Origin of the sequence: Pararhodonellum marinum (assembly GCF_015354735.1) — a bacterium.
Classification (GTDB): domain Bacteria; phylum Bacteroidota; class Bacteroidia; order Cytophagales; family Cyclobacteriaceae; genus Pararhodonellum; species Pararhodonellum marinum.
Genome location: NZ_JACEFJ010000017.1, coordinates 1 through 23,541 on the forward strand (window position 1 = coordinate 1; position 23,541 = coordinate 23,541).

The following is a 23,541-nucleotide window of genomic DNA, read 5'->3' on the forward strand; positions in this document are numbered from 1 at the left end:
CGGTGGTCAGTTCCCTGCTTCCTCCAACAGGAATATCAGCAAGCGAACCCGTCAGTGTGGCGGTGCTGCCGTCGGGTAAGATATCAGTCACCTGCAGTCCGGTCAGGGAGATATTTCCAGTATTTTCTACTGTAATGGTATAATTTAGATTGTTAGGTGCATCGATTTCGGTAAGATCTACCACTTTTGATACAGTCAATTCTCCTACTTGAGAAACTGAACTAATGGCAAAAGAAACCACTGGTTCTGGAATTTCATTGGTGCTTACCCTAACTTCGGTTTCCAAGGGAATTCCTAGATCTATGTCTTCTTGATTTACCTGATATTTTGTGGTGTAAACACGGTTTTGTTGAATGGGAATAGCACCAAAATTACCCTGAATATCTGCTGGTTCTCCATCAGGCAAAATCCCTGACACCTCGATCCCTGTCAATACCACATTTCCTGTATTATTTACAGTGATGGTATAATTCAATTCCACTGGTTCCAATACCGTCTGTTGGTCAACTACATTTGTAACTGATAAACCGGGCAAAACTGCTATAAGCGTCTCCGCTGAATCCGAAGTGGGTCCCGATACTTCATTGGTCGATACGTCAACTGAATTTATGAGAGTGTTTCCTAAACTAATATCCTCCTGCGTCGCCTGATAAATGGTGGTAAGTACCCTACTTTGTCCAACGGGGATATCTGCCAAAGAACCATTTAATACAGCCTCTTCCCCATTGGGTAAAATATCACTTACCTGAAGACCAGTTAACGCGACATTACCTGTATTTGTAATGGTTATGGTATAACTTAAGAGTGTGGGTTCATCAATACTTGTTTGGTTGACAGTTTTTGTTACATTAAGCCCAGGAGTTTGATTGATCGTAGTCTCGGCAATGTCAGATACTGAAATGGGAATTTCATTTGAACTTACATTCACGGTGTTTACCAATGTAATTCCGGCATCAACCTCTGCCTGAGTTGCCTGATAAGTAGTAGTGACTATCCGGCTTGCCCCCACGGGAATATCAGCTAAAGAACCGCTTAGCGTAAGCTCACTGCCATTGGGTAAAATATCAACAACCTGCAGTCCTGTCAAGGTTATATTTCCTGTATTGGTAATGGTGATCGTATAATTCAATAAGGTGGGTGCCGAAATATTGGTGGGATTGACGGTCTTGGTAACAGTCATACCCACATTTTGGCTGATAATTGTCTCAGCAGTGTCTTCAGTGGGTCCGGGAACTTCATTAGTGGTGACTGAAACACTGTTTATCAATGTGTTCCCCGTGTCAATATCGGCCTGGGTAGCCTGAAAACTGGTGGTCAGTTGACGACTGCCACCCACAGGAATATTGGCAAGTGATCCAGTAAGTGTCGCCGTATTGTCATCAGGCAAAATATCAGTCACCTGTAATCCAGTCAAAGTTACATTCCCAGTGTTCTCTATGGTAATCGTATATTGTAATAAAGTCGGTTCGGAGATGTTAGTCTGATTTACTGTTTTGCTAACCGTCAGACCCGCATTCTGGGTAATGGCGGTCTCCGCTGTATCTTCGGTTGGTCCAGGGACTTCTGCGGCAGTTACCGAAACACTACTGACCAAGGCATTGCCTGCATTGATATCCGCTTGGGTCGCCTGATAGGTGGTGGTAAGTTCACGGATTTCTCCGACCGGAATATCAGCAAGCGAACCCGTAAGTGTAGCCATGCTGCCATCAGGCAGGATATCTGTCACTTGTAGTCCAGTCAAAGTTACATTCCCAGTGTTCTCTATGGTAATCGTATATTGTAATAAAGTCGGTTCGGAGATGCTCGTAGGGTTCACAGTTTTGCTGACCGTCAATCCCGCATTCTGAGTAATGGCGGTCTCCGCAGTATCTTCCGTAGGTCCGGAGACTTCTGCGGTAGTTACCGAAACATTATTGACCAAGGCAATGCCAGCATCGATATCCGCCTGGGTGGACTGGTAGGTGGTGGTAAGTTCGCGGGTTTCTCCTACAGGAATATCAGCAAGCGAACCAGTAAGGATGGCAGTGATTCCATCAGGAAGAATGTCAATCACTTCCAATCCAGAAAGAGCTACATTTCCACTGTTTTCTATGGTAATCGTGTATGCTAAAAGTGTCGGTTCGGAGATGCTTGTCGGATTCACAGTTTTGCTGACAGTCAATCCCGCATTCTGTTCTATGGCTGTTTCTGCGGTGTCTTCCGTTGGTCCGGGAACTTCGGTAGTAGTCACAGAAACTGAGTTGACCAAAGTGGTTCCCAATTCGATATCGGCCTCTGTGACTTGATAAGTGGTGGTCAGTTCGCGGTTATCCCCTACCGGGATATCAGCCAAGGACCCAGTCAAGGTTGCCGTATTTCCATCAGGAAGGATATCTATCACCTGTAGTCCAGTCAAAGCTACATTTCCTGTATTCTCTATGGTGATCGTGTATTCTAAAAGCGTTGGTTCTGTTATGCTGGCTGTGTTTACCGTTTTGCTTACAGTCAGTCCCGCATTTTGTTCTATGGCAGTTTCTGCGGTGTCCTCCGTTGGTCCGGGAACTTCTATTGTGGTTACCGAAACGCTGTTGACCAATGTAGCTCCAGCGTCAATATCCGCCTGCGTGACTGGATAAGTTGTAGTCAGTTCACGGCTTTCACCCACCGGTATGTCCGCGAGAGAACCAGTAAGGGTGGCAGTGCTCCCATCAGGTAATACATCGGATACTTCAAGTCCCGTCAGTGCTACATTCCCTTCGTTTTGAATTGTAATGGTATACTGAAGTAGTCCCGGCGCATCTATTGACTCAGGATCAACGGATTTGACCACCGACAATTGAGGAATCTGAAGAATGGTGGTTTCTGCCGTTGCGGATGTGGGTTCTGGAATTTCATTGGTAACTACTTCCACCGTATTTACCAAGGGAACTCCAAGATTTATGTATTTCTGGCTGACCTGAAAAGAAGTGGTCAGTACCCTGGATTGACCTACAGGGATATCTTCTAAAGAGCCAGTCAATTCAGCCAGAGTACCATCAGGAAGGAGGTCTGTGACCGTTAAATCGGTCAGATCAACTGCACCTGTATTGGTAATCGTAATGGTATAGGCCAAAAGTTCGGGAGCAGCTATTTCATCTTGATCCACCTCCTTGACAACCGTCAATCCGGGATTAACAAGCACCAAGGTTTCCGCCACAGCGGTACTGGGTCCCGGCACTGGGTTAGTCACAATGGAAGCTGTACTAACTAAAATATTCCCATCAAAGATGTCCTCGGCTTTTACCTGATAGCTTGTAAGATAAGTTCTTGATGTGCCTACAGTTATGGCCCCTGTAGTTCCCGTAACCACCCCATTTGTTCCATCTGGAAGAATGCAGGTAACTTCCGGTTGAGTTAGCGGCCTGTCACCTGTATTGGTAACCAAGATCGTATAATTCAACAAAACCTGACCAGATATGACTGTTTGGTCCACTTCAAGAGAAATGGTAAGACTAGGATCAAAATCAGAAGGAAGAGGGAATAAATTTATGGAATGAACGGAAGAATTTTTTTCATCAAGAGGTGTCTCTAAAGAGGATAATTCTGATCCAAAAACAGGAAAAAATACCTGAAATGCCAAAATCAGAACAACCAAATGCTTAAAAATGCCATGGCTAGGCAAGAGGGAGAACAAATTCATATGTGCGTGTATAAAGCCGGTATTTTTAGGAAAATATTAACTAGTTAAAAATTCCAGCCATCTCAAATATAGGAATTGATCCAAAGCAAAAAAAGCAAAATGCATTTTATGCGATTTAAAATGAAAAAAAATAGCTTTAACTCACTCCATTTTAAAATAAAAGTTTGATTGCTAGTGGATTAACCAACATTCCTATTTGCCAAAAACAAATGAAAAAACAACGAACAAAAAAGGTTAAAGACTACCATTTAACATCAAAAAAGAAGCACATTGTTAACCTCTTTTGAAGCGCTTTATTCCAATATTGCTGATGCAAAACCAGGAAGGATTAACTCCCCTGCATTCATTTCAGGTGATTCCAATCTAAATATAAAATCCCGGTAATTTTCAGGAACCTGAACTGTGACTGGTTCTGCTCCCAAGTTATGAAAGACCATAAGCGATTGATTGTCGGTGCTTCTTTCATAAGCCATGATGGACTTCGGATAGCTATTCTCTGTCAGTTCTAATTTCCCAAGGGCAAGTGCCCGGTTTGAATTTCTCAATCGAATGATCTCTTTATAAAACCCAAAGAAACTGTTTCCGGTGGATTTTTGAACCGCCAATGGTTTGACGGTTTGATCCTTGCTGAATTTCGGTTCAATCCAAGTGGCTCTTCCCGAATCATTTTCCTTAAGATCCCAAAGAAAAGGTTCCCTGATATTGGGATCGGGTTTTTCCCCTAACATCCCTATCTCCTCTCCATAGTATAAATAGGGTGCGCCAGGCATGGTCATTAAGACGGCAATGGATTGCTTGAGTTTCTTGGGATCATTGCCATGTTTGGAAAGCAGTCTGGGTTGATCATGGTTGGAAGAAAAAGTGGCATCAATAAAATCATCGGTGATTCCATCATAAAAATCCAGTATATCTTTCTGCTTTTTAGCCAACAGCATGCCATCCCCTTTCTCATACGCCTCCAACAAGGTGTAGTGAAAATCAAAATTGAACAAAGCTGGAAGTCCGGGTAAATAAGGTGCTACTACCTCTTTCATGTCATAGACTTCTCCTACCAGATAAACATCCGGTTTTATTTTCTCCATTTCTGATCTGAATTCCTTCCAAAAGGCATGGTTATCTTCTGGTCTGTCATCAGGGAAAATGTGCTTAGCGGCATCCAAGCGAAATCCATCCACGCCAATTTCTTCCAACCAAAACCTTCCGATTTCATAGATCTCTTCCCTTACTTTTGGATTATCAAAATTGAGATCAGGCATGTCGCCAACAAAAAAACCATAGTAAAAATCCTCCCCATATCCAGGGTCATGCCATTGCCTGATATTATCACTATCAAGGGTGATGGTTTTTTTGTTGATAAAATCTGCAATGGTATCGGCTTTTGCCCACACATAGTAATCTCTGTAGGGATTGTCGCTTCCTTTTTTGGCTTCCAAAAACCAAGGATGCCTGTCACTGGTGTGGTTGATGATCAGGTCGATCACAATTTTTATGTCTCGTGCATGGGCTTCTTCCAGCAGTTTTTTGAAATCCTCTAAAGTCCCATAATCGGGATGGATGTTTTTGTAATCCGTGACATCATACTTGTGATAACTTGGGGATGGCATGATGGGCATAAACCAAATGGCATTGGCACCCAGATCTTTGACATGGTCCAGTTTTTTGATGACACCATTGATATCACCGATACCGTCTCCACTGGAGTCATAAAATGATTGGATAAAAATCTCATAAGTTATTCCTGCGTGGGGCCAGTGGTTTTCTACGGTTTTTTCTTTTTCTTTGGATTCTTGGCAGGAAATGAGCATCGTGGTTAGGAGGGTGATTAAACCAAAATAAACTAATTTTCTCATAAGGGTGGGTGATTTTAAAAAGAAAGAGTCACTTGACAGTGACTCTTTCAACTATGTAGCAATATATCATTAATTTCTGTCAATGGCATTTAACATATCAAAAGCCAGTTCAAGCCGTTTTACGAAATTCTCTTCACCTTTTCTCAACCAAACGCGAGGATCATAAAACTTTTTGTTAGGACTATCTGGTCCATCAGGACTGCCAAGCTGGGTCTGAAGGTATCCTTCTTTACTTTTATAGTAATGCAAAACGCCTTCCCAAAATGCCCATTGCATATCCGTATCAATATTCATTTTGATGGACCCATAGCTGTTGGCTTCTCTGATTTCCTCTACCGTAGAACCGGAGCCACCATGGAATACAAAACTCAAAGGCTTACCGGATAAACCGAACTTTTCATTGATATAATCCTGGGATTTTTTTAAAATGATGGGTTTTAGGCTTACATTTCCTGGCTTGTAAACCCCATGAACATTTCCAAAAGCTGCTGCCACTGTAAACAAATCACCAACTTCTTTCAGATTCTCATAAGCATAAGCGACTTCTTCCGGTTGGGTGTAAAGTTTCGAGCTGTCTATGTCTGTGTTGTCCACTCCATCCTCTTCTCCACCTGTGACACCCAATTCGATTTCAATGCCCATTTCCAGCGCATGAAGCTTATTAAAGTATTTCACAGAAGTCTCAATGTTTTCCTCCAAGGTTTCCTCAGAAAGATCCAACATATGTGAGCTGAACAACGGCTTTTTAAAGGCTTCATAGTAAGCTTTGCCTTCATCGAGCAATCCGTCAATCCAAGGCAAAAGTTTTTTTGCTGCATGATCGGTGTGCAACACTACAGGCACTCCGTAGGCTTCAGCCATTTTATGAACATGCATTGCCCCAGAAACACCGCCGGCAATACTTGCTTTTTGATTTTCATTACTTAGACCTTTTCCTGCAAAAAACTGGGCACCACCATTGGAAAACTGGACCATTACTGGTGAATTTACCTTTTTTGCTGTTTCCAAAACCGCATTGACGGTACTGGTATTGATCACATTGACAGCCGGCATGGCGAATTCACTTTCTTTGGCATAGTCCAATAGATCCTTGAGTTCTTGCCCGTATTTTACGCCTGGTTTAAATTTCATAATAGTAAAGTTTAATGGTTTGATTATTCTTTAACAAAGCGTCTTCTTATCAGTTGACGGTTGTCATTGAGTTCAAAGATATACATACCTGCCTTAAAATCCTTTAAATCCAAACTTAAAATATTCTCCTGTGAGCTATACTGTCCTTCGGACAATATCCTTCCTGTGATGTCTATTATCCGATACCGACCTTGATTCATGGAGCTTGGAAGCTCGATGGTCAGGTCTCCTTTAGTAGGAACAGGGTAAATTTTCAACTGCCTTTCTACTTTGGTCTCTTTATCAATTGAAGTGATGGGATCTACCATCACAATCACATCTTCAGGGGTTGGCAAGGGTTGATTGGTAAATAAAAAGAATTCATTGGGCCTTAGAGTAATTGGCAAAACCCCATTGCTGACAGTCACTTCCTCACCTGTGAAGTAATTGTACCAACTTCCACTGGAAGGGAAAGCCGCCTGCACATTATTGGCTGGGGTCAAGGCAAAGTTTCCATAGATCACCCATTCCAAATCACCGTCTTTCAAAGTAATGGATTTCACATTTCCTGTTAAACTTAGGTTGACAGATTCGGGGGTATTGAGGATGTTGTATTCGTTTTTAAGTTTGATCATTTCCTGATACAAACGGAACAAACGGAACCTATCCTCATCCTGCAGGTATTCCCAACGGGTGGGTTTGATGCCCAAACGGTCATTGTTAAGTTCCTCATCATAACCAAACTCCCCAAATTGCCAGAGCATTTTAGGACCAGGTATAGAAAAGAAAAAAGCGGTAGTCAATTGGTTTCTGTTTACTGCATTGGGAAGGTTTCTGATGTTTATTGGTGAAGTGGCCCCCCAATTGATGGACTCCCACATGACCCTTTCCTCATCATGGCTTTCCATGTAGGCGATCAGCCCGTTTTTTTCCCAATTCCTTCTGCCAAAATATCCCCAGTCAAAATTTCTTGATCCGCCTTTTGCCATTTCCCTGAAATCACCGTTGAGATTTCCCCAAAGCAACATGCCGTAATTGGCCAATTCCGTTTCCTCCGTGTTATCGGCAAAATGTTCCAAGATGACATAAGCATCCGGATGGTTGGCTTTGATATTGTCATAGATGTTTTTCCAGATTGTAATTCTGGATTCATCTCTTTGGCTCCAGAGACCTACATCATTGCCTGAATTGACTTGGGTAAAACCCTTACTAAGGTCAAAGCGGTAACCGTCAAATTTGTACTCTGTCAACCAATAGTTGTTGACTGAATCCACAAAAGCCTTGGTATATTCACTCTCATGATTAAAATCATAGCCGACATTAAAGGGATGCCTTGCCGTCCTGTTTAACCAAGGGTTATCATCTGTAGGTGCTCCGTAATCCCCGTCATTGTAAAGTCGAACAAAAGGATTCTGACCAAAGGCATGATTCAAAACCATGTCCAAAATGACTACCATATCTCTCTTGTGGGCCTCATCGATAAGTTCTTTGAGGTCATTTTTGGTACCATAGTATTTATCAGGGGCAAAGAAAAAGGAAGGATTGTATCCCCAGGAAAGGTTCCCCTCAAACTCTTTGATCGGCATTAGTTCCAAAGCATTTATCCCTAGTTCTTTCAAGTAATCGAGTCTTTCTGTTACGGCTTTATACGTTCTTCTGTCATCAAAATCTCTGACCAAAAGCTCATAGATGACCAGTTCCTCCACTTGCGGCTTTTCATAGTCCAGGTATTTCCATTCATATTCTTCCTGTTCCGTTTGCAGGAAGGTGGCCTGAAAATCTGTTTTGCCCTGTGGAAACGGCTTTAAGCCTGGATAACGGTTTTCCTGAATGATTTCACCATCATGAAATGGATCTGAAACCTTGTCTGCATAGGGGTCACCGATTCTGATCTGCCCATCTACCAAATATTGAAAGATATATTCTTCTCCCGGGGTCAAATCACCGATTCTTAGCCAAAACATCTCTCTATCTGGCGTGTGGTTCATTTGATAAGCCGCTGAAACCTGCCAGTCATTGAAATCCCCGATGATGAATGCATTCTTTTTATTGGGCGCCTCCAGAACCAAAACCACCTCAGTAGGAGAAGTGTAGTTGATGCCTTTTTTAACACCCGCAGGTAAGGGGACTTGGGGACTTGCTCCAACTACGGTGATGGATGTTTCAGACGTTACTGTCAAGTCATCCTGAACAGCCGAGGCCTCTACCGCAAAAGACCCTTCATTCTGCGCCAAGAAAGTATAATTCAACTCCTGTGCTGAAGAAACTTGTGCAACCGTATTCCCGTTGATTTTGATGGCCAAATCAGCTATTTCAGAGGCCACTATTTCTATGGCTTGTGTTTCACCCACCTCCAATAAAACAGTTGAAGCAGGTTCTAAAAACGTGACCTCAAATCCCTGGCTTAAGTTGACGAAAAAATCGCCGTTCGTATCGGTTTTTCCTTCTAAATTCCCCACAGCATTTCTGAAGACCATGCCAAGCCTATAAATGACTTGATCGCCGGAAATATCAAAAAAATCATTGGGTGTCAATTCAAATTCCCAAATATCGGCTTCTCCTTCTTTCCGGGTCATCCGTGCATCAGGGTCATCCGTTCCCCATTCAAAGGGCACGATAGCCCAAGTGTCAGAGCTAGGCCCTGCCACTACTGCCCCAATATGGATGTATACCTGATTGACGCCTACCAATCCTGTGGTACCTTGGCTGGCGTCATAGATAATCTTGATGTTTTGATCTGCTCTTGGAAAAGCAGGCTCCGTACTGACCTGGGCCTCAAGCTGACCGATCCCGAAAAACAGAAATGCCAAAAGTGCAATTTTGGTAAAGATATACTTCATGGTGTACTGATCATTAATAAGTATTGTGAATAGGCAAAATAAAATCAACAAGAGTTAAAGAAACTATCAGTTGGACTTTAAAAGTAAAAAGTACCGGCAATGCCGGTACTTTTCGTTAACGAAAATGATAAGAACATCAATTTAAAGTAATGGTATATAGCACCCTGTTTGGATCTTTCATGTCCAAAGTAATGGTGTAATTTCCATCTTCAGGTATCGGAATATTATCCGGCGAATTAAAACCAGCTACCCCATCAGCGGATCCTAAACCATAATTAAAATCCCAAGATTGGGTACGGAACTTGAATTCACCTTCAGTCAAGTCTGTGGTTATGGTCAGGATATTGTTGGCAGCATTGAATGACATGGGAGTCTCATTGTCCCAACCACCTGTTGTGGCATCTCCAATTATTCCCCAAATACCGATTCTTTCTATTTCATAAGTCAAATTTACAAGATCGGCTTTGACTCTATGGGTTCCAAATTGACCGGGGACTTTCAAATTGCCTGCTGTAGGATCATCAGACAGAGTTCCAGCCGAGGCTCCAGTTCCGTAAGCAGGTCCAGGATTCCAATCTGGAGTAGTTAAAAATTTAAATTCACCACTACCTGATAGTATATGAACAAATCCTTCGTACACATCATCTGAGTCCTCCGAATAAATAATTGTATTATTATTACCAGGAGTCCAGCCTTGATAATCTCCAGGGACCCTAATGAATGGCAGGTCTAATTCAATACTGTAAGGGGTAACCGTAAGTTCAATAGGACTTCCCACCAAATCAGAAAGTTCTCTTTCCGTGGTAGTTCTAACACGGAATTCTACGGAAGCAGGTTGGTCAGCTTCTAAGCCCAATTCAATCAATTTCACATTGAGGAGGGAGTCGAGGACGACAACCTGCAAATCCGAAGACTCTCCAACATTCTTCGCATCGGCGAAGTTGTTTCCGGGCAAATCCACTTCGATAATGTTTACCTGATCCACACCTACGCCGAAATCAGCTCGGGAAACTTCAAAAATGTTCTCATTACGAGGATTGTCGATATCCAAAACAATCGCGGAACCCTGAGTTGGGCTAACAATACTTGAAGGCGTTTGCTGAATTACCGGTGGCGTTTCAAACTGGCTACAGGCCCACATCAAGGGAAGCATCAAAAACCAAAGGTTTTTACGGGTAATATTCTTGATCATAATTTTAGGTTTTATTTGTTAATGTTACTTTTTTTTAAAATCTTGATATAATACAAATTTAACCAATTACTCATAGGGTGTCCAAAACCTTGAATCCTATTAATTTTTGGTTTCATACTAAATACAGTCAAATACTAACGAAACAATTACGTTTATGCAAGAAAATTTTACGTTAAATTGATGTTAAAACCTATGCAATCGTAACCGCAATCGTTTGCGACAATGTGTGATTTTTGACGAAAATAAATTTTATTCAGAAGTCTCAATCAGCAGTACAAGAATCTTTCTTGTAACTTGTAACTCTCTTTAACGTAATTTCTTTAATTAAGGCATCTTAGAAAAAGATAAATTTATAACGTGTCATTTTAACCACAAAGGACCCTTATATTTGATTTTTGTCTAAGGAGACAAAATTTAACACAAAGTATGAAAATAGGACAAGCAACCATCAAGGATATTGCGAAAGCTTTGAATGTATCTTCATCCACAGTTTCAAGGGCATTAAAGGATTATCCAGGCATCAGTGATGAAACAAAAAGGAAAGTCAAAGAATTGGCTGACAAATGGAATTACCGACCGAATGCGGTTGCTTTAAGCCTTAGGAAAAGCAAATCCTTCACCATAGGAGTAATCATTCCTGAAGTAGTTCATTTTTTTTTTAGTACAGTGATCTCTGGCATTGAAGAAGTCGCATTTATGCATGGTTACAATGTCATTCTCTGCCAAACCAATGAAAAGTTGAAAAGGGAAATATCCAGTGTCGAGACCATTATATCCAATCAAATAGATGGCTTACTGGTAAGTTTTTCTAAAGAGACAACCAATTTTGACCACTTTAAAAGGTTGATTGAACAACACTATCCAGTTGTATTTTTTGATCGCATCCCAAATCTGGAAAATTCAGTGAATATCACCGTCAATGATTACCAGGGTGCTTTTGATGCTACCAAACATCTGATTTCTCAGGGATACAAAGATATTCTGCACCTGGCAGGTCCCAGAAATTTAGACATCAGCAAAAATAGGATGAATGGCTATATGGATGCATTAAAAGAAGCAGAAATGCCTGTAAAACCCCATCGAATCATTGAATGTCCGGAAGGTGTTCAGGAAGAAAGCTTTAAAATATGTGCCAAGGTTTTTAAGGAGCAGGATAGGCCCGACGCGATCTTTGCTAATAACGACATGGCCGCTGCAGGGGCAATGAGAGGAGTCAAATCCCTAGGACTGAAAATTCCCGAAGATGTGGGAGTTGTGGGTTTCAGCAATTGGCAGTTTTCATCTATGGTAGACCCTCCCCTTTCTACAGTTTCCCAACCAGGTTTTAAAATTGGTGAAAGGGCAACCCAGCTGCTGATTGAGATGATTGAACAAAAAGGAGACGAACCTTTTACACCAAAACTAGAAATTCTGGAAACAGAATTGCTCATCAGGGGCTCCTCTGTGAGGTAAAAGTCCATTTTTGATTATTTTTTAAAAAAAATAATACAATTCTATGCAATCGATTGAATGAGTGATTCAATTGATTTTTTTGTCAAATGAGGCATACAAAGTGATTTATTTCGTGAAGAATGTGTCTTCCAAAAGTTTCAACATTGCATTTTACTTTGTTAAATTGTCCGCATTATCATGGGTTTTCACCCATGAGATGTCCTTTTAAACTGAAAATGACCTAAATATCTCTACATGACCTTTTCTACTTCCAACCAAAAGCAGCGTCAAAATCTTCAAGCTGGTGCAATTATTTCTTGGGAGAAACAGTCCAATGGCCTTTCAGGCAAAACAGAAGAAGCTTTTTTTGAGGTTATCGCATTTGCAGACAATACCATTAGAATTCATATACGAAATCAGCAAGCAGACAATGTCAACCGGTACAGTGTCATCAAAGAGGCCGATCAAGTGGATTTCTCAGTGACTGACAATGAGGAAAAAATTATCCTTGATACGCCAAAAATAAAAGTAATAGTGAACCGAAATCCTTTTTACATTCAGTTTTATGATCAAAAAGGAAATCTGCTCAATCAAGATGACCCAGCATTCAGTGTATCTTGGTTGGGTACAGAAGTGACCAATTACAAAAAGATTCAACCAAAAGAAAGGTTCATCGGTTTGGGGGAAAAAACAGGGGGATTAGACAGGGCCGGAAGAGCTTATACAAATTGGAACACCGATTATTTTGGGTACGGCATTTATGATGATCCCCTGTATATATCCATACCGTTTTACATGGGAATACATGAAAACGGCAATTATGGAATCTTTCTAGACAATACCCACAAAAGCTATTTCAATTTTGGGGCTTCCAACAACCGCTTCATGTATTTTGCCGCTGATGATGGAGACATGGATTATTATTTTATCCATGAAGAAAATTTGTCAGACATCCTTTCCGCTTACACCGGGCTAACCGGAAGGATGGCCATGCCGCCCAAATGGGCCTTGGGTTACCAGCAATGTAGGTATTCCTATTATCCGGAATCAGAGGTGATGACCCTAGCGGATACCTTTCGACACAAGGACATGCCTGCTGATGTGATTTACTTGGACATCCACCACATGGAACAATATAAGGTCTTTACTTTTGATGGTGAAAAATTCCCCAATCCCAAAAGCATGATTCAGAAACTCAAAGAGAAGGGATTTAAAGTGGTGGTCATCATGGACCCTGGAATAAAAACACAAAAAGGATATATTCCCTATGAAGAAGGACTCGAAAAAGATTTGTTAGTAAAGTATCCCGACGATGCCATATACGAAGGACAGGTTTGGCCAGGTTGGTGTGCATTTCCCGATTTTACTTTACCAGCCACACGCACATGGTGGGCAGAAAAGATGGCATTTTATTCAGAAGCAGGCGTAGATGGCTATTGGACAGACATGAATGAACCTGCATCCTGGGGTCAGTTTACTCCAAACCTGATCAATTTTGATTTCGACGGTGAACAGGTTAGTCATAGAAAAGCGAGGAATATCTATGGGATGCAAATGGCTAGAAGTGCGCAGGAAGGTTCATTGCTTCAAAATCCAAATCTAAGACCCTTTGTGTTGACCAGGGCGGGATTCGCTGGAATCCAACGATATGCCGCCGCCTGGACAGGTGACAATGTGGCTACTGAGGCCCATATGCTGGCCGGTGTAAGGCTAGTCAATAGTCTTGGATTAAGCGGTGTCTCTTTTTCCGGTTATGATGTAGGAGGGTTTGCGGGTGAAACCACCAAGTCCCTTTTTGCCCGATGGATGAGTTTGGCCGCTTTTTCTCCATTTTATAGAGCCCATACCATGATCAACAGCAACGATGCTGAGCCTTGGGCCTTTGGGGAAGAAGTGGAGGAGATCTCAAGGGGGTATATGAAACTCAGGTATTGCATGATACCGATGCTTTACAGTGGCTTTTTCCAATCCCAAGAGAAAGGCTTGCCTGTAGCCAAGAGCCTCTCCCTTGAACATCCTCTTGATCAAAAAATTTATGAGAGCAAATTTGAAAACCAATATTACTTCTGTGACAACTTAATGATTGCCCCGGTTGAGAGCACAAAAGAAATCACAAAGGTTTATTTGCCAAAAGGAAATTGGTATTATTGGTACAATGATCAGCCTTATAACGGCGAGCAAGAAATTTTCATTGATTCACCGCTTAATTATTTACCTGTTTTCGTCAAAGGTGGTGCTATCGTCACCCTCCAATCCCCTACTTCATACACAGAGGAAGAGCATGATGGTGTTTTGATGATTCATGTATATAAAGGATCTGGAAAATCCGAATGGGTCCATTACGAAGATGATGGCAAATCACTTGATTACCAAAGTGGCGCATTTTTAAGCCGGAAAATCATACTTGATAGTGATGAAGGAAAATTGACTTTTGAGGAAGCAGAGGGGAATTTCGATTCCACTTACCACAACTATAAGGTTTTTTTCCATGGATTTGAAATAAAAGAAATCTTCGGAAACGGTAAATCCTTGGGGATCACCAAAGCCCACGTTGCCTATTTGGATAGACTTACGCAATTTGACCCGCTTCCTGAATACGAACATTCTTACCTTACTACTCCTTTTGTACCCTGTATCAGGCTGAAAAATCAAAAGGAAAAACTTCTTATCGAATTTAAATAATCAAAGAATTTTAATCACCCATCACCTATATGCTTTCCACACATGAAAAAAAGATTGTGTTTTGTTATTTTAAGTACCATGCTACTGGCAGCTTGTCAATCAGGCGATCAACAAAAAGTAGCAGAATATCCAGAAAAAAAAACTGAGATGATTACTGTTCAGGACTGGACCAAAGATAAAAACCTCTATGAGGTAAATATCAGGCAATATACCAAAGAAGGTACATTTGCCGCTTTCGAAAAAGAAATCCCTCGTCTCAAAGAAATGGGGGTGGACATTTTGTGGTTGATGCCAATTCATGAAATCGGTGAAAAAAACCGCAAAGGGACTTTGGGCAGTTACTATGCCATCAAAGACTACAAAAGTATCAACAAGGAATTTGGTAATAAGGATGCTTTCAGAAGTTTGGTCAAAACCATCCATGAGAACGGTATGTATATTTTGATGGACTGGGTGGCAAACCACACAGGCTGGGACCACATTTGGACTGAAAGCAATCCCGAATATTTCAGTAAAAATGAAGCAGGCAACTTTATGCCTCCCAAGGGAACAGATTGGGACGATGTCATAGAACTTGATTACAGCAATCCCGATGTGCATGATGCGATGTCAGATGCCATGCAATACTGGGTCAGGGAATTTGATATCGACGGATATCGCTGTGATGTGGCAGATTTGGTCACCATGGATTTTTGGCAACGTGTTCGACCTGAATTGGATGCCATAAAGCCGGTGTTTATGTTGGCCGAGGCTGAAAATCCCAAAATGCATGACCATGCCTTCGACATGACCTATGCGACAGAACAGTTTCATACGCTGGTTCGTGTTGCCCAAGGGCTGGAGTCTCCGACGGCTTTGGACAGTTTGCTGGATGTAAGAAAAAAACAATTCCCGGAAAATGCCTATCGACTGAATTTCATTACGAATCATGATGAAAATACATGGAAAGGTACCATTGAAGAACTGATGGGGCCTGCACACAAAGCCATGGCTGTTTATACCTATACTTTACCAGGCATGCCGCTGATCTACTCAGGCCAAGAATCAAACGTGCAGCAAAGGATCGAATTTTTTGAAAAAGACCCCATCCAATGGGGCAATTACTCCATGCTGGAGTTTTACGCAAAACTCAACGCACTTAAACACAAAAACCAAGCCTTATGGAATGGTGAATTTGGAGGTGATTTCATTCGTTTAAACAGGCCTCAAGTGCCTGAGGTCATTGCTTTCACTAGGAACAAGGACAACAATACTGTGCTATCCATTTTCAATTTTTCAAAGCGCCAGATTACTTTTGAATTGAACAAAGACTTGGGTGATATGGCTGATTATTTCAACGGCGAGACCCTTGATTTAAAATCAGGTACTGTCTTCGAATTAGCACCTTGGGACTTTAAAGTGTATATCAAATAAATCCACCCAACCCGACCCAAAATAATGGCACAAACCGTCATCAAAAAGAGATTGAGCTTTTGGCAAATCTGGAACATGAGTTTCGGGTTTTTAGGTATACAGTTTGGATTTGCACTTCAGGGCGGTTTCATGTCCAGGATTTTTCAGACCCTGGGAGCAGAAAAAGATGCCATTCCCTTATTGTGGATCGCTGCACCACTTACCGGACTTTTGGTACAGCCCATCGTAGGCTATCTGAGTGATCGCACATGGCACCCTAAATTTGGTAGAAGACGCCCTTATTTTCTAATCGGAGCAGTCCTCAGCACCATTGCGCTTTTCTTTGCCCCCTACTCGAGCGCCTTGTGGATGGCAGCAGGTTCATTATGGGTTTTGGATGCTTCCCTCAACATCAGTATGGAGCCATTCAGGGCTTTGGTGGCAGACAAGTTACCTGACACACAGCGTTCCTATGGCTTTGTAGTTCAGACCTTGATTATTGGAATAGGAACATGGGTTGCCTCTAACCTCCCCTGGTTGATGACCCAGATAGGCATACCCAACACCGCCGCTCCGGGCGTAGTGCCTGATTCTGTCAAGTTTGCTTTCACTGTTGGTGCCATTATCTTGTTGGCTTCTATTCTTTATACCGTATTTACTACAGAGGAATATCCTCCTGAAGATCTGGACAAATTCAAAAAAGAGAAAGAAGCCAGCAAAGGATTTTTCAATGGAGTTCAGGAAATTTTCAGCAACATTGCCGGTATGCCTATGGTGATGAAAAAACTGGGTTTGGTCCAGTTTTTCTCTTGGTTTGCATTTTTTACCATGTGGAGTTTTGCAACACCTGCTATCACTGAACATGTGTTTAAAGCTACAGACACCGCCTCTTTGGCCTATAACGATGCCGCAGACAGTGTGGGCAATTATTTGGGGACCTATGGCTTGGTTTCTATGTTTTACGCATTGATTTTGGCTTTCATTACGAGTAAAATGAAAATCAATAGAAAATTGCTCCACATGTTTAGCCTGATCGCCGGTGGCGTCGGTTTCATATTGATTTATTATATCAATGAGCCTTGGATGTTACATATCTGCTTCAGTTTGGTTGGGCTTTCATGGGCCAGCATTCTTTCTATGCCCTATGCGATGCTATCCAGTTCAGTCAATCCCAAGCAAATGGGCGTCTACATGGGGATTTTCAACATGTTCATTGTCATTCCTCAAATCGTGGCTGCCATTGGCGGGATCAATTACATGTATAAGTTTTTGTTTGGAGAAGAAGTGATTTTCACCATGGTCTTGGCTGGTACTTCCCTGATCATCGCTGGACTCTGTAATCTCTGGATTACTGACCGCAATGCCACTCATGATGGGTGAGTTTGAGGTGATCTGTGTGAGTTGGGTTTTTATATTGAGGTAGATTTTTTTAATGTAGTCTGGTTTTCGAAATTTTCATGGTTGTCGATGTTGTCGGGTTGTCAGGGTTGTCCAATAGAATGAGTTGTCGGATAATCAAGCCTTCCGGCAAATAGGCCACTTTAAACTAAATGAAGCTTACTTTGGCTAGGAGAGCTTATGGATTATTGTTAATTTCAATCTATCCTCCAGAAAACATACCTTTTGTCCCATAACCTGCCTATATCATGGAAAAAATCAACATCATCGGAGTACCTGAACATTTCAATTTCCCATGGTTACAAGTGGTGGCTTCCCAGCCCTTTGCATCCTCCGAGATCATCTTGGAGTGGGAGGATGAGTCGAGGGGATCAGGAGCCATGATCAAGGCCTTACGGGATGGTTCAGCTGACATCGCTGTGGTGTTGACGGAGAGTTTTATCAAAGACCGCATCGAGGGCAATCCTTCTAAGATCATAGGATTTCATGTGCGTTCCCCCTTGTTATGGGGCATTCATGTGTCGTCAAAATCGAAAATAGATTCCGTATCCGATCTTAAAAATGTCCCCTTTCTGATCAGTAGACTGGGCTCTGGTTCCCATTTGATGGCTTATCTTTTAGCAAAACAGGAAGGTTGGCCATTAAAAGAACTTCAGTTTGAAATAGTTGGCAACATGGATGGAGCAAAAAAGGCATTTCGAAGTACGCTGCCAAAAGTTTTTTTATGGGAAAAATTCACTACCCAACCAATGGTAGATCAAGGGTTGTTTACAAGAGTGGGAGAAATTCCTACGCCTTGGCCTTGTTTTGTTATGGTCGCTTCAGAGGGTGCTATTCAGAAACATGGTAAAATTCTATTGGAAATAAGAAATCTGGTATACGAAGAATCAAGAATACTAAGTAATGATTTAAAATTAATACCAAGGCTTAGTCAGCAATATGGCATCTCCGAGGCAGATTTGGAGACATGGTGGGTGCAAACCGCTTGGGCCACCGACGGTACTGTATCCATTTCAGATTTAGAGATGACGATGAAAACACTGAAAGAGCTGGATCTGATCAAATCTATCGTTCCTGCACTGGATTTGGTGGATGAATCTTTTGTTTCACTAATCTAATGAAAATTGAGGGCTTCAAGAATTCATCTCATCCCAATTCCATTCTTCATTGATCTGGTTGATGGCATGATGGGCGGTTAGGTCATATTGACAAGGTACTATCGACACGTAATTATTGGCAATGGCCCACTCGTCATTGTCCTCCCCTTTGTCAAAATTCACAAAATTACCTGCCATCCAGAAATATTTTCTTCCATTTGGGTCAAATCTTTCCGCAAACTCCTCCTGCCACTTGGCGTGTGCTTGCCTACACAATTTGACGCCTTTCAGTTTTTCATTCCTTTTGGGAGGAAAATTCACATTTAACGCCACCCCCTTGGGCATGCCGTTTTCAAGTACCTGTTTGGCAATTTTATACACATATTCCTCTGTGTGGGAAAAATCCGCTTTGGAGGAGTAATCACATAAACTGAATCCGATAGAAGGATACCCTTCCATGGCCCCTTCTATGGCGGCGGACATGGTTCCAGAATAAAGAACAGAAATGGAGGTATTGCTACCATGATTGATCCCACTGACTACAAGGTCAGCCTTTCTGTCTTTAAGGACATAATGCTTGGCGAGCTTTACGCAATCTGCTGGGGTACCGCTGGATTTATAGGCAATGACTTCTTCAAAAACCTCTTCTTCGGTCAATCGGAGCGTTTCTCCGATGGTAATGGCGTGGCCCATTCCTGACTGGGGGCTGTCGGGTGCCACCACCACCACATCTCCCAATTCCTTCATGACATTGACTAACACTCGGATTCCCCGTGAAGTAATGCCATCATCATTACTCACTAGAATAAGGGGTTTTTTGGACATAAAAATCTGTGTTTTTTAATTATTTTATTTGATTGTAGTAGGCCGTGATTCTTAACAAATCACCTCTTTTGTCATGGGAAAGTCTATTTTTTCTCATAAACAAATTGACTTCGTCGGATTTGTCATCCATGAATTCAAAAAGCTCTTTCTTTTTCTGTCCATACCGCTGAATTCTTCCATCTTTAAAAAAATAATAATCAAAGGCCAACTTGTTGCCAGCCATCATAGGGGGCCCGAACATGGGATTCATGTACATGGGACCATACATGCCCATACCTCTTGTATCAGTGGTAATGTATTCCCTGCACAACAAGGCAATGTTGTCTCCCTCAGTTAGCAATTCAAAAAAGGTCGGTACTTCATAATCGGTACTTTGGGCATAGGGCAAACTATAGAACGTCCTAATGCCTCCATAATATTCGTCAAATATTTCAAAATAAGTGACTGTAGATGGACTAAAGGTAGTTATGGTCTGACCTTGAAGCTGTACCACGTTGTTGTCTAAATCATATTTTACCTTACCCCGATATACCTCACCGTCTGTTGTCGTAATCCTTCCATCATGCCAAATCTGAGAAGGAAATTGTTGTGCTGATACAAATCCTCCCAAACTCATCAAAAGAACCAAAATACATATCGTTAATTTATTCATATACGGTCATTTTTTCATCACATTAAAATAACGAAATCTGCCAAGGAATAGTTGGTTTTCACTAATTATTTGTATTTGGAAAATTAGATTTTGATGGCCAGTTTGGATTTATTTGACCTGATCGGGTCTAGAAACCAAAATTTGGTGTCCCATTTTATCTCTTTTGGTCGTAAGGTATTTTTCATTGTGGGGATTAGAAGAAATTTCCAAAGAAACGGTGTCTACAATTTCCAAACCATACCCCAATAAACCCGCTCTTTTCGTCGGATTATTGGTGATCAGCCTGATTTTAGAAATCCCTAAATCCCTTAAAATCTGAGCTCCTACTCCATAATCCCTTTTGTCCATAGGAAAACCCAAGGCCAGATTTGCCTGAACGGTATCCATTCCCTGCTCTTGTAACTTGTAGGCTTTCAATTTATTGATCAATCCTATGCCCCTACCCTCCTGGTTCATGTATAATATAACGCCTTGGCCTGCTTTTTCCACCAATTCCATAGCTCGATGCAACTGAGGGCCACAATCACACCTGCAGGAACCGAAAATATCACCAGTAAGACAGGATGAGTGAACCCGCACCAGCACAGGCTCTTCCGGTTTCCATTCTCCTTTGATCAAGGCCAAGTGTAATTCTTCTGTATTGGTTTGTCTAAATGCGATTAAGTCGAAGTTTCCCCAAGTGGTGGGCATTTCTACCCCTATTTCCCTTTTGATCAGGCTTTCATTCTTTAACCTGTAGGCGATGAGGTCCTTGATGGAAATCAGTTTTAGATCAAAACGCTTGGCCACTTCCACCAGATCAGGTAACCTTGCCATGGTGCCATCTTCGTTCATGATCTCTACCAACACGCCGGCAGGTTGAAAACCAGCCAATCTTGCCAAATCAATGGCTGCTTCGGTATGGCCAGTCCTTCTCAATACTCCTCCCCTTTTGGCTTTGAGTGGAAATATATGGCCTGGTTTGCCTAGTTCCTCTGGTTTCGTAGCGGGATCCACAAGGGCAAGAATGGTTTTGGCCCTATCGGCTGCTGATATCCCGGTAGTACAACCATGGCCTATCAAATCTATTGAGACTGTAAAGGGAGTTTCAAAGGTAGCTGTATTTCTACCCACCATTAATTCCAGACCCAATTCCTCACAACGGTCCTCTATCAAAGGGGCGCATATCAATCCCCTTCCATGGGTAGCCATGAAATTGATGATCTCGGGCGTCACTTTTTCGGCCGCACAAACGAAGTCACCTTCATTTTCCCTGTCTTCATCATCAACTACAATGATGATTTCTCCTCTTTTTATGGCCTCGATACCTGCTTCGATGGTATCCAGTTTAAATGTATCTGACATAATGTTGTTTGAATCAAATTGGGAGTGCAAAATTACATCCTTTACCGGATAAAACCCGTGAAACCCGAATTTAGTTTGGCTTATTGGCTGATCACTGTCCCTAGTTGTTTGTCAATGGCAATTTGAAAATTCTTCAATTCCAGATAAACTTGTTGGAGTTCAACCACATCTTTGTTTTCGGCAACTTTTAGTTTCTGAATTGTTTCATCCAGCATTTTTTTCAACACCCTCCTTTTTAACCGCAAAATACCGGCATAAAGGGTTTTTGATAGATCATCAGTTTCCCGATGGGTATAGATCTGAAATTTCTTTTCCCAATTGTCGGACATTTCGTGTTTGCTGGTAATCATGCTGATGACCTCTCGTTTGATTTCCTGGTCTTCCTGTTTTAAAAAATACTCCGGATCTGGCAGGACATCCTTGGCCAAAGCACCTTTGTACTGAACCAGTATCCTTTGATAAACCGGTGTTTCAAAATGAAGGTCTTCCATTTCCTGAAGCAGATAATCACAGACCCTTAATCCCTCCGAAACTTTCTCAAAACCGTAACTGACCAACAAACGTAGCATTTCTCTTTCATGGGCAATTTGGGTTTCCTTGAGGGATGCTTCTGTTTTTTTCTCAGGGAGAAAATCTTCAATTACCGTTTCCTTGTTTTGGAGATTGGCTTTAAACTGATGGTCTTTGGTGATTTTGAGCAGCATTTTATTGAGCTCTGCCTGGATGATTTCCTCCTCCATTTCCAAAAGCTTCGCTGATTCTTTCACATAGACACTGCGAATAATTGGGTCTGGGATTTTGGACATGCTTTGCACCACTTGTCTGATAACTTCAGCCCGCTTGATGGGGTCAAGTGCTACCTCATCTGCAAAAAGCCCGATTTTGAAAGCGATAAAATCCTTCGCCTGAACTTTCAAATATTCCTTAAATGCCACAGAACCAAGTTTCCTTGAAAAACTATCCGGATCCTCCCCTTGAGGAAAAACCACAGCCCTCACATTGAGTCCTCCTTCCAACAGCATATCTATGCCTCTAAGGGAGGCTTTGATCCCAGCCTCGTCTCCATCAAACAATACCGTAACGTGATCAGTAAACCTTTTGATGAGTTTGATCTGATTTTCGGTTAAGGAAGTGCCCGAAGAGGCAACCACATTTTCTATCCCGGACAAATGAAGTGAAATCACGTCGGTGTACCCTTCAACCAAAAAACAATTGTCCTCGTTTCTGATGGATTTCTTGGCTTGAAACATACCGTAGAGTACATCACTTTTGTGATAAACAGCTGTTTCAGGAGAATTGATGTATTTGGGAGAGTTTTTATCATTCCCCAGTTTTCTGGCACCAAAGGCAATTGGTTTGCCTCCCAGGTTATGGATTGTAAAGATTACCCTACCCCTAAACCGGTCATAAAAGCGGCTCTGATCGGATTCTTTCTGAAGGATCAGACCAGCTTTCAATAAGATATCATCCTCAAAGCCGGCAGTTTTGGCTTTCTGATGCAGGTGGTCCCAGCTGTCCATGGCATAGCCAAGATCAAACTTTTCTATGATGGCTTCATGAAAGCCCCTTTCCTTAAAATAGCTGAGTCCGATGGATTGGCCTTCATCCTCTCTGAGGTTTTGGACAAACAAATCCCGCGCAAATCCCAAGGCGATGTAGAGGCTTTCTTTCTCATTGTAAGCTTCCACATCCTCTGGCGTGGCATTGTGTTCTTCCTCTATTTCAATGCCATATTTCTTTGCCAATTGCTTGATGGCTTCATTGAAACCCACCCCTTCGATATCCATGACAAACTGTATGGAATCCCCTGCCTTGCCACATCCAAAACATTTATATATCTGCTTGGATGGAGAAACGGAGAATGATGGCGTCTTTTCATTGTGAAAAGGGCAACAGGCCATTAGATTCTGTCCTTTTTTCTTCAGCGGAACATAATCATTGACCACCTCCTCGATGTCTGCTCTCTCTCTTACTTTGTCAGTGGTGCTTCTGCTGATGGCCATTGGAAAATATCAATCTGTTTTCAAAGATATAAAGTATTGCTTCAATTTAGTATCAGAAGTGAAAATG

General features: G+C 41.9%; 14 protein-coding genes. 5 read left to right on the forward strand and 9 right to left on the reverse strand.

Going from position 1 to position 23,541, the window contains the following annotated elements:
- The 5 genes from H1A14_RS20800 to H1A14_RS20820 all read right to left on the reverse strand — a co-directional run.
- Positions 1-3,658 (reverse strand): DUF7507 domain-containing protein (locus tag H1A14_RS20800; protein WP_194778236.1); only part of this gene is annotated, 3,658 nt, incomplete at its 3' end.
- Between the two features lie 293 nt (positions 3,659-3,951).
- The gene (locus H1A14_RS20805) at positions 3,952-5,508 is read right to left on the reverse strand and encodes an alpha-amylase family glycosyl hydrolase (RefSeq protein ID WP_194778237.1); all 1,557 of its coding nucleotides are present in this window, start codon (positions 5,506-5,508) and stop codon (positions 3,952-3,954) included.
- A gap of 69 nt (positions 5,509-5,577) precedes the next feature.
- Positions 5,578-6,639 carry a class II fructose-bisphosphate aldolase gene (fbaA, locus tag H1A14_RS20810; protein ID WP_194778238.1) on the reverse strand — a complete coding sequence of 354 codons (1,062 nt, stop codon included), beginning with the start codon at positions 6,637-6,639 and terminating at the stop codon, positions 5,578-5,580.
- A 23-nt stretch (positions 6,640-6,662) separates the two neighbouring features.
- On the reverse strand, positions 6,663-9,458 hold the full coding sequence (locus tag H1A14_RS20815) for an alpha-amylase family glycosyl hydrolase (RefSeq protein WP_194778239.1): 2,796 nt from the start codon (positions 9,456-9,458) through the stop codon (positions 6,663-6,665).
- A gap of 136 nt (positions 9,459-9,594) precedes the next feature.
- Positions 9,595-10,650 carry a SusE domain-containing protein gene (locus H1A14_RS20820; RefSeq protein ID WP_228527910.1) on the reverse strand — a complete coding sequence of 352 codons (1,056 nt, stop codon included), beginning with the start codon at positions 10,648-10,650 and terminating at the stop codon, positions 9,595-9,597.
- Between the two features lie 426 nt (positions 10,651-11,076).
- Here H1A14_RS20820 and H1A14_RS20825 point away from each other — a divergent pair, with 426 nt between their 5' ends.
- The 5 genes from H1A14_RS20825 (at position 11,077) to H1A14_RS20845 (ending at position 18,671) form a co-directional block, all read left to right on the forward strand.
- Positions 11,077-12,102 carry a LacI family DNA-binding transcriptional regulator gene (locus tag H1A14_RS20825; RefSeq protein WP_194778240.1) on the forward strand — a complete coding sequence of 342 codons (1,026 nt, stop codon included), beginning with the start codon at positions 11,077-11,079 and terminating at the stop codon, positions 12,100-12,102.
- Positions 12,103-12,336: 234 nt separating this feature from the next.
- The gene (locus H1A14_RS20830; protein WP_194778241.1) at positions 12,337-14,763 is read left to right on the forward strand and encodes a glycoside hydrolase family 31 protein; all 2,427 of its coding nucleotides are present in this window, start codon (positions 12,337-12,339) and stop codon (positions 14,761-14,763) included.
- Positions 14,764-14,805: 42 nt separating this feature from the next.
- On the forward strand, positions 14,806-16,176 hold the full coding sequence (locus tag H1A14_RS20835) for an alpha-amylase family glycosyl hydrolase (protein WP_194778242.1): 1,371 nt from the start codon (positions 14,806-14,808) through the stop codon (positions 16,174-16,176).
- Positions 16,177-16,200: 24 nt separating this feature from the next.
- The gene (locus H1A14_RS20840) at positions 16,201-17,535 is read left to right on the forward strand and encodes an MFS transporter (protein ID WP_194778243.1); all 1,335 of its coding nucleotides are present in this window, start codon (positions 16,201-16,203) and stop codon (positions 17,533-17,535) included.
- Between the two features lie 266 nt (positions 17,536-17,801).
- Positions 17,802-18,671 (forward strand): type 2 periplasmic-binding domain-containing protein, encoded by an 870-nt coding sequence (locus H1A14_RS20845; RefSeq protein ID WP_194778244.1) that lies wholly within the window; start codon positions 17,802-17,804, stop codon positions 18,669-18,671.
- Between the two features lie 15 nt (positions 18,672-18,686).
- Here H1A14_RS20845 and surE read toward each other — a convergent pair whose 3' ends face one another.
- The 4 genes from surE to dnaG all read right to left on the reverse strand — a co-directional run bounded on the left by surE (position 18,687) and on the right by dnaG (position 23,474).
- On the reverse strand, positions 18,687-19,475 hold the full coding sequence (gene surE / locus H1A14_RS20850) for a 5'/3'-nucleotidase SurE (RefSeq protein WP_194778245.1): 789 nt from the start codon (positions 19,473-19,475) through the stop codon (positions 18,687-18,689).
- A 19-nt stretch (positions 19,476-19,494) separates the two neighbouring features.
- Complete coding sequence (locus tag H1A14_RS20855; protein WP_194778246.1) at positions 19,495-20,127, reverse strand: hypothetical protein; 633 nt, start codon at positions 20,125-20,127, stop codon at positions 19,495-19,497.
- Between the two features lie 108 nt (positions 20,128-20,235).
- Entirely contained in the window at positions 20,236-21,471 is a 1,236-nt protein-coding gene (locus H1A14_RS20860) for a bifunctional 3,4-dihydroxy-2-butanone-4-phosphate synthase/GTP cyclohydrolase II (RefSeq protein ID WP_194778247.1), read from the reverse strand.
- 80 nt (positions 21,472-21,551) lie between these two features.
- Positions 21,552-23,474, reverse strand: coding sequence for a DNA primase (gene dnaG, locus H1A14_RS20865; RefSeq protein WP_194778248.1), 1,923 nt, complete (start codon positions 23,472-23,474; stop codon positions 21,552-21,554).
- Between the last annotated feature and the right edge of the window lie 67 nt (positions 23,475-23,541).

Bases quoted from the DNA above. Each gene is read 5' to 3' on its own strand.
- H1A14_RS20820 (WP_228527910.1), bottom strand. From the start codon at position 10,650: ATGATCAAGAATATTACCCGTAAAAACCTTTGGTTTTTGATGCTTCCC.
- H1A14_RS20855 (WP_194778246.1), bottom strand. From the start codon at position 20,127: ATGAATAAATTAACGATATGTATTTTGGTTCTTTTGATGAGTTTGGGA.
- H1A14_RS20805 (WP_194778237.1), bottom strand. From the start codon at position 5,508: ATGAGAAAATTAGTTTATTTTGGTTTAATCACCCTCCTAACCACGATG.
- H1A14_RS20860 (WP_194778247.1), bottom strand. From the start codon at position 21,471: ATGTCAGATACATTTAAACTGGATACCATCGAAGCAGGTATCGAGGCC.
- fbaA (WP_194778238.1), bottom strand. From the start codon at position 6,639: ATGAAATTTAAACCAGGCGTAAAATACGGGCAAGAACTCAAGGATCTA.
- H1A14_RS20815 (WP_194778239.1), bottom strand. From the start codon at position 9,458: ATGAAGTATATCTTTACCAAAATTGCACTTTTGGCATTTCTGTTTTTC.
- H1A14_RS20845 (WP_194778244.1), top strand. From the start codon at position 17,802: ATGGAAAAAATCAACATCATCGGAGTACCTGAACATTTCAATTTCCCA.
- H1A14_RS20830 (WP_194778241.1), top strand. From the start codon at position 12,337: ATGACCTTTTCTACTTCCAACCAAAAGCAGCGTCAAAATCTTCAAGCT.
- dnaG (WP_194778248.1), bottom strand. From the start codon at position 23,474: ATGGCCATCAGCAGAAGCACCACTGACAAAGTAAGAGAGAGAGCAGAC.
- H1A14_RS20825 (WP_194778240.1), top strand. From the start codon at position 11,077: ATGAAAATAGGACAAGCAACCATCAAGGATATTGCGAAAGCTTTGAAT.
- surE (WP_194778245.1), bottom strand. From the start codon at position 19,475: ATGTCCAAAAAACCCCTTATTCTAGTGAGTAATGATGATGGCATTACT.
- H1A14_RS20840 (WP_194778243.1), top strand. From the start codon at position 16,201: ATGGCACAAACCGTCATCAAAAAGAGATTGAGCTTTTGGCAAATCTGG.
- H1A14_RS20835 (WP_194778242.1), top strand. From the start codon at position 14,806: ATGAAAAAAAGATTGTGTTTTGTTATTTTAAGTACCATGCTACTGGCA.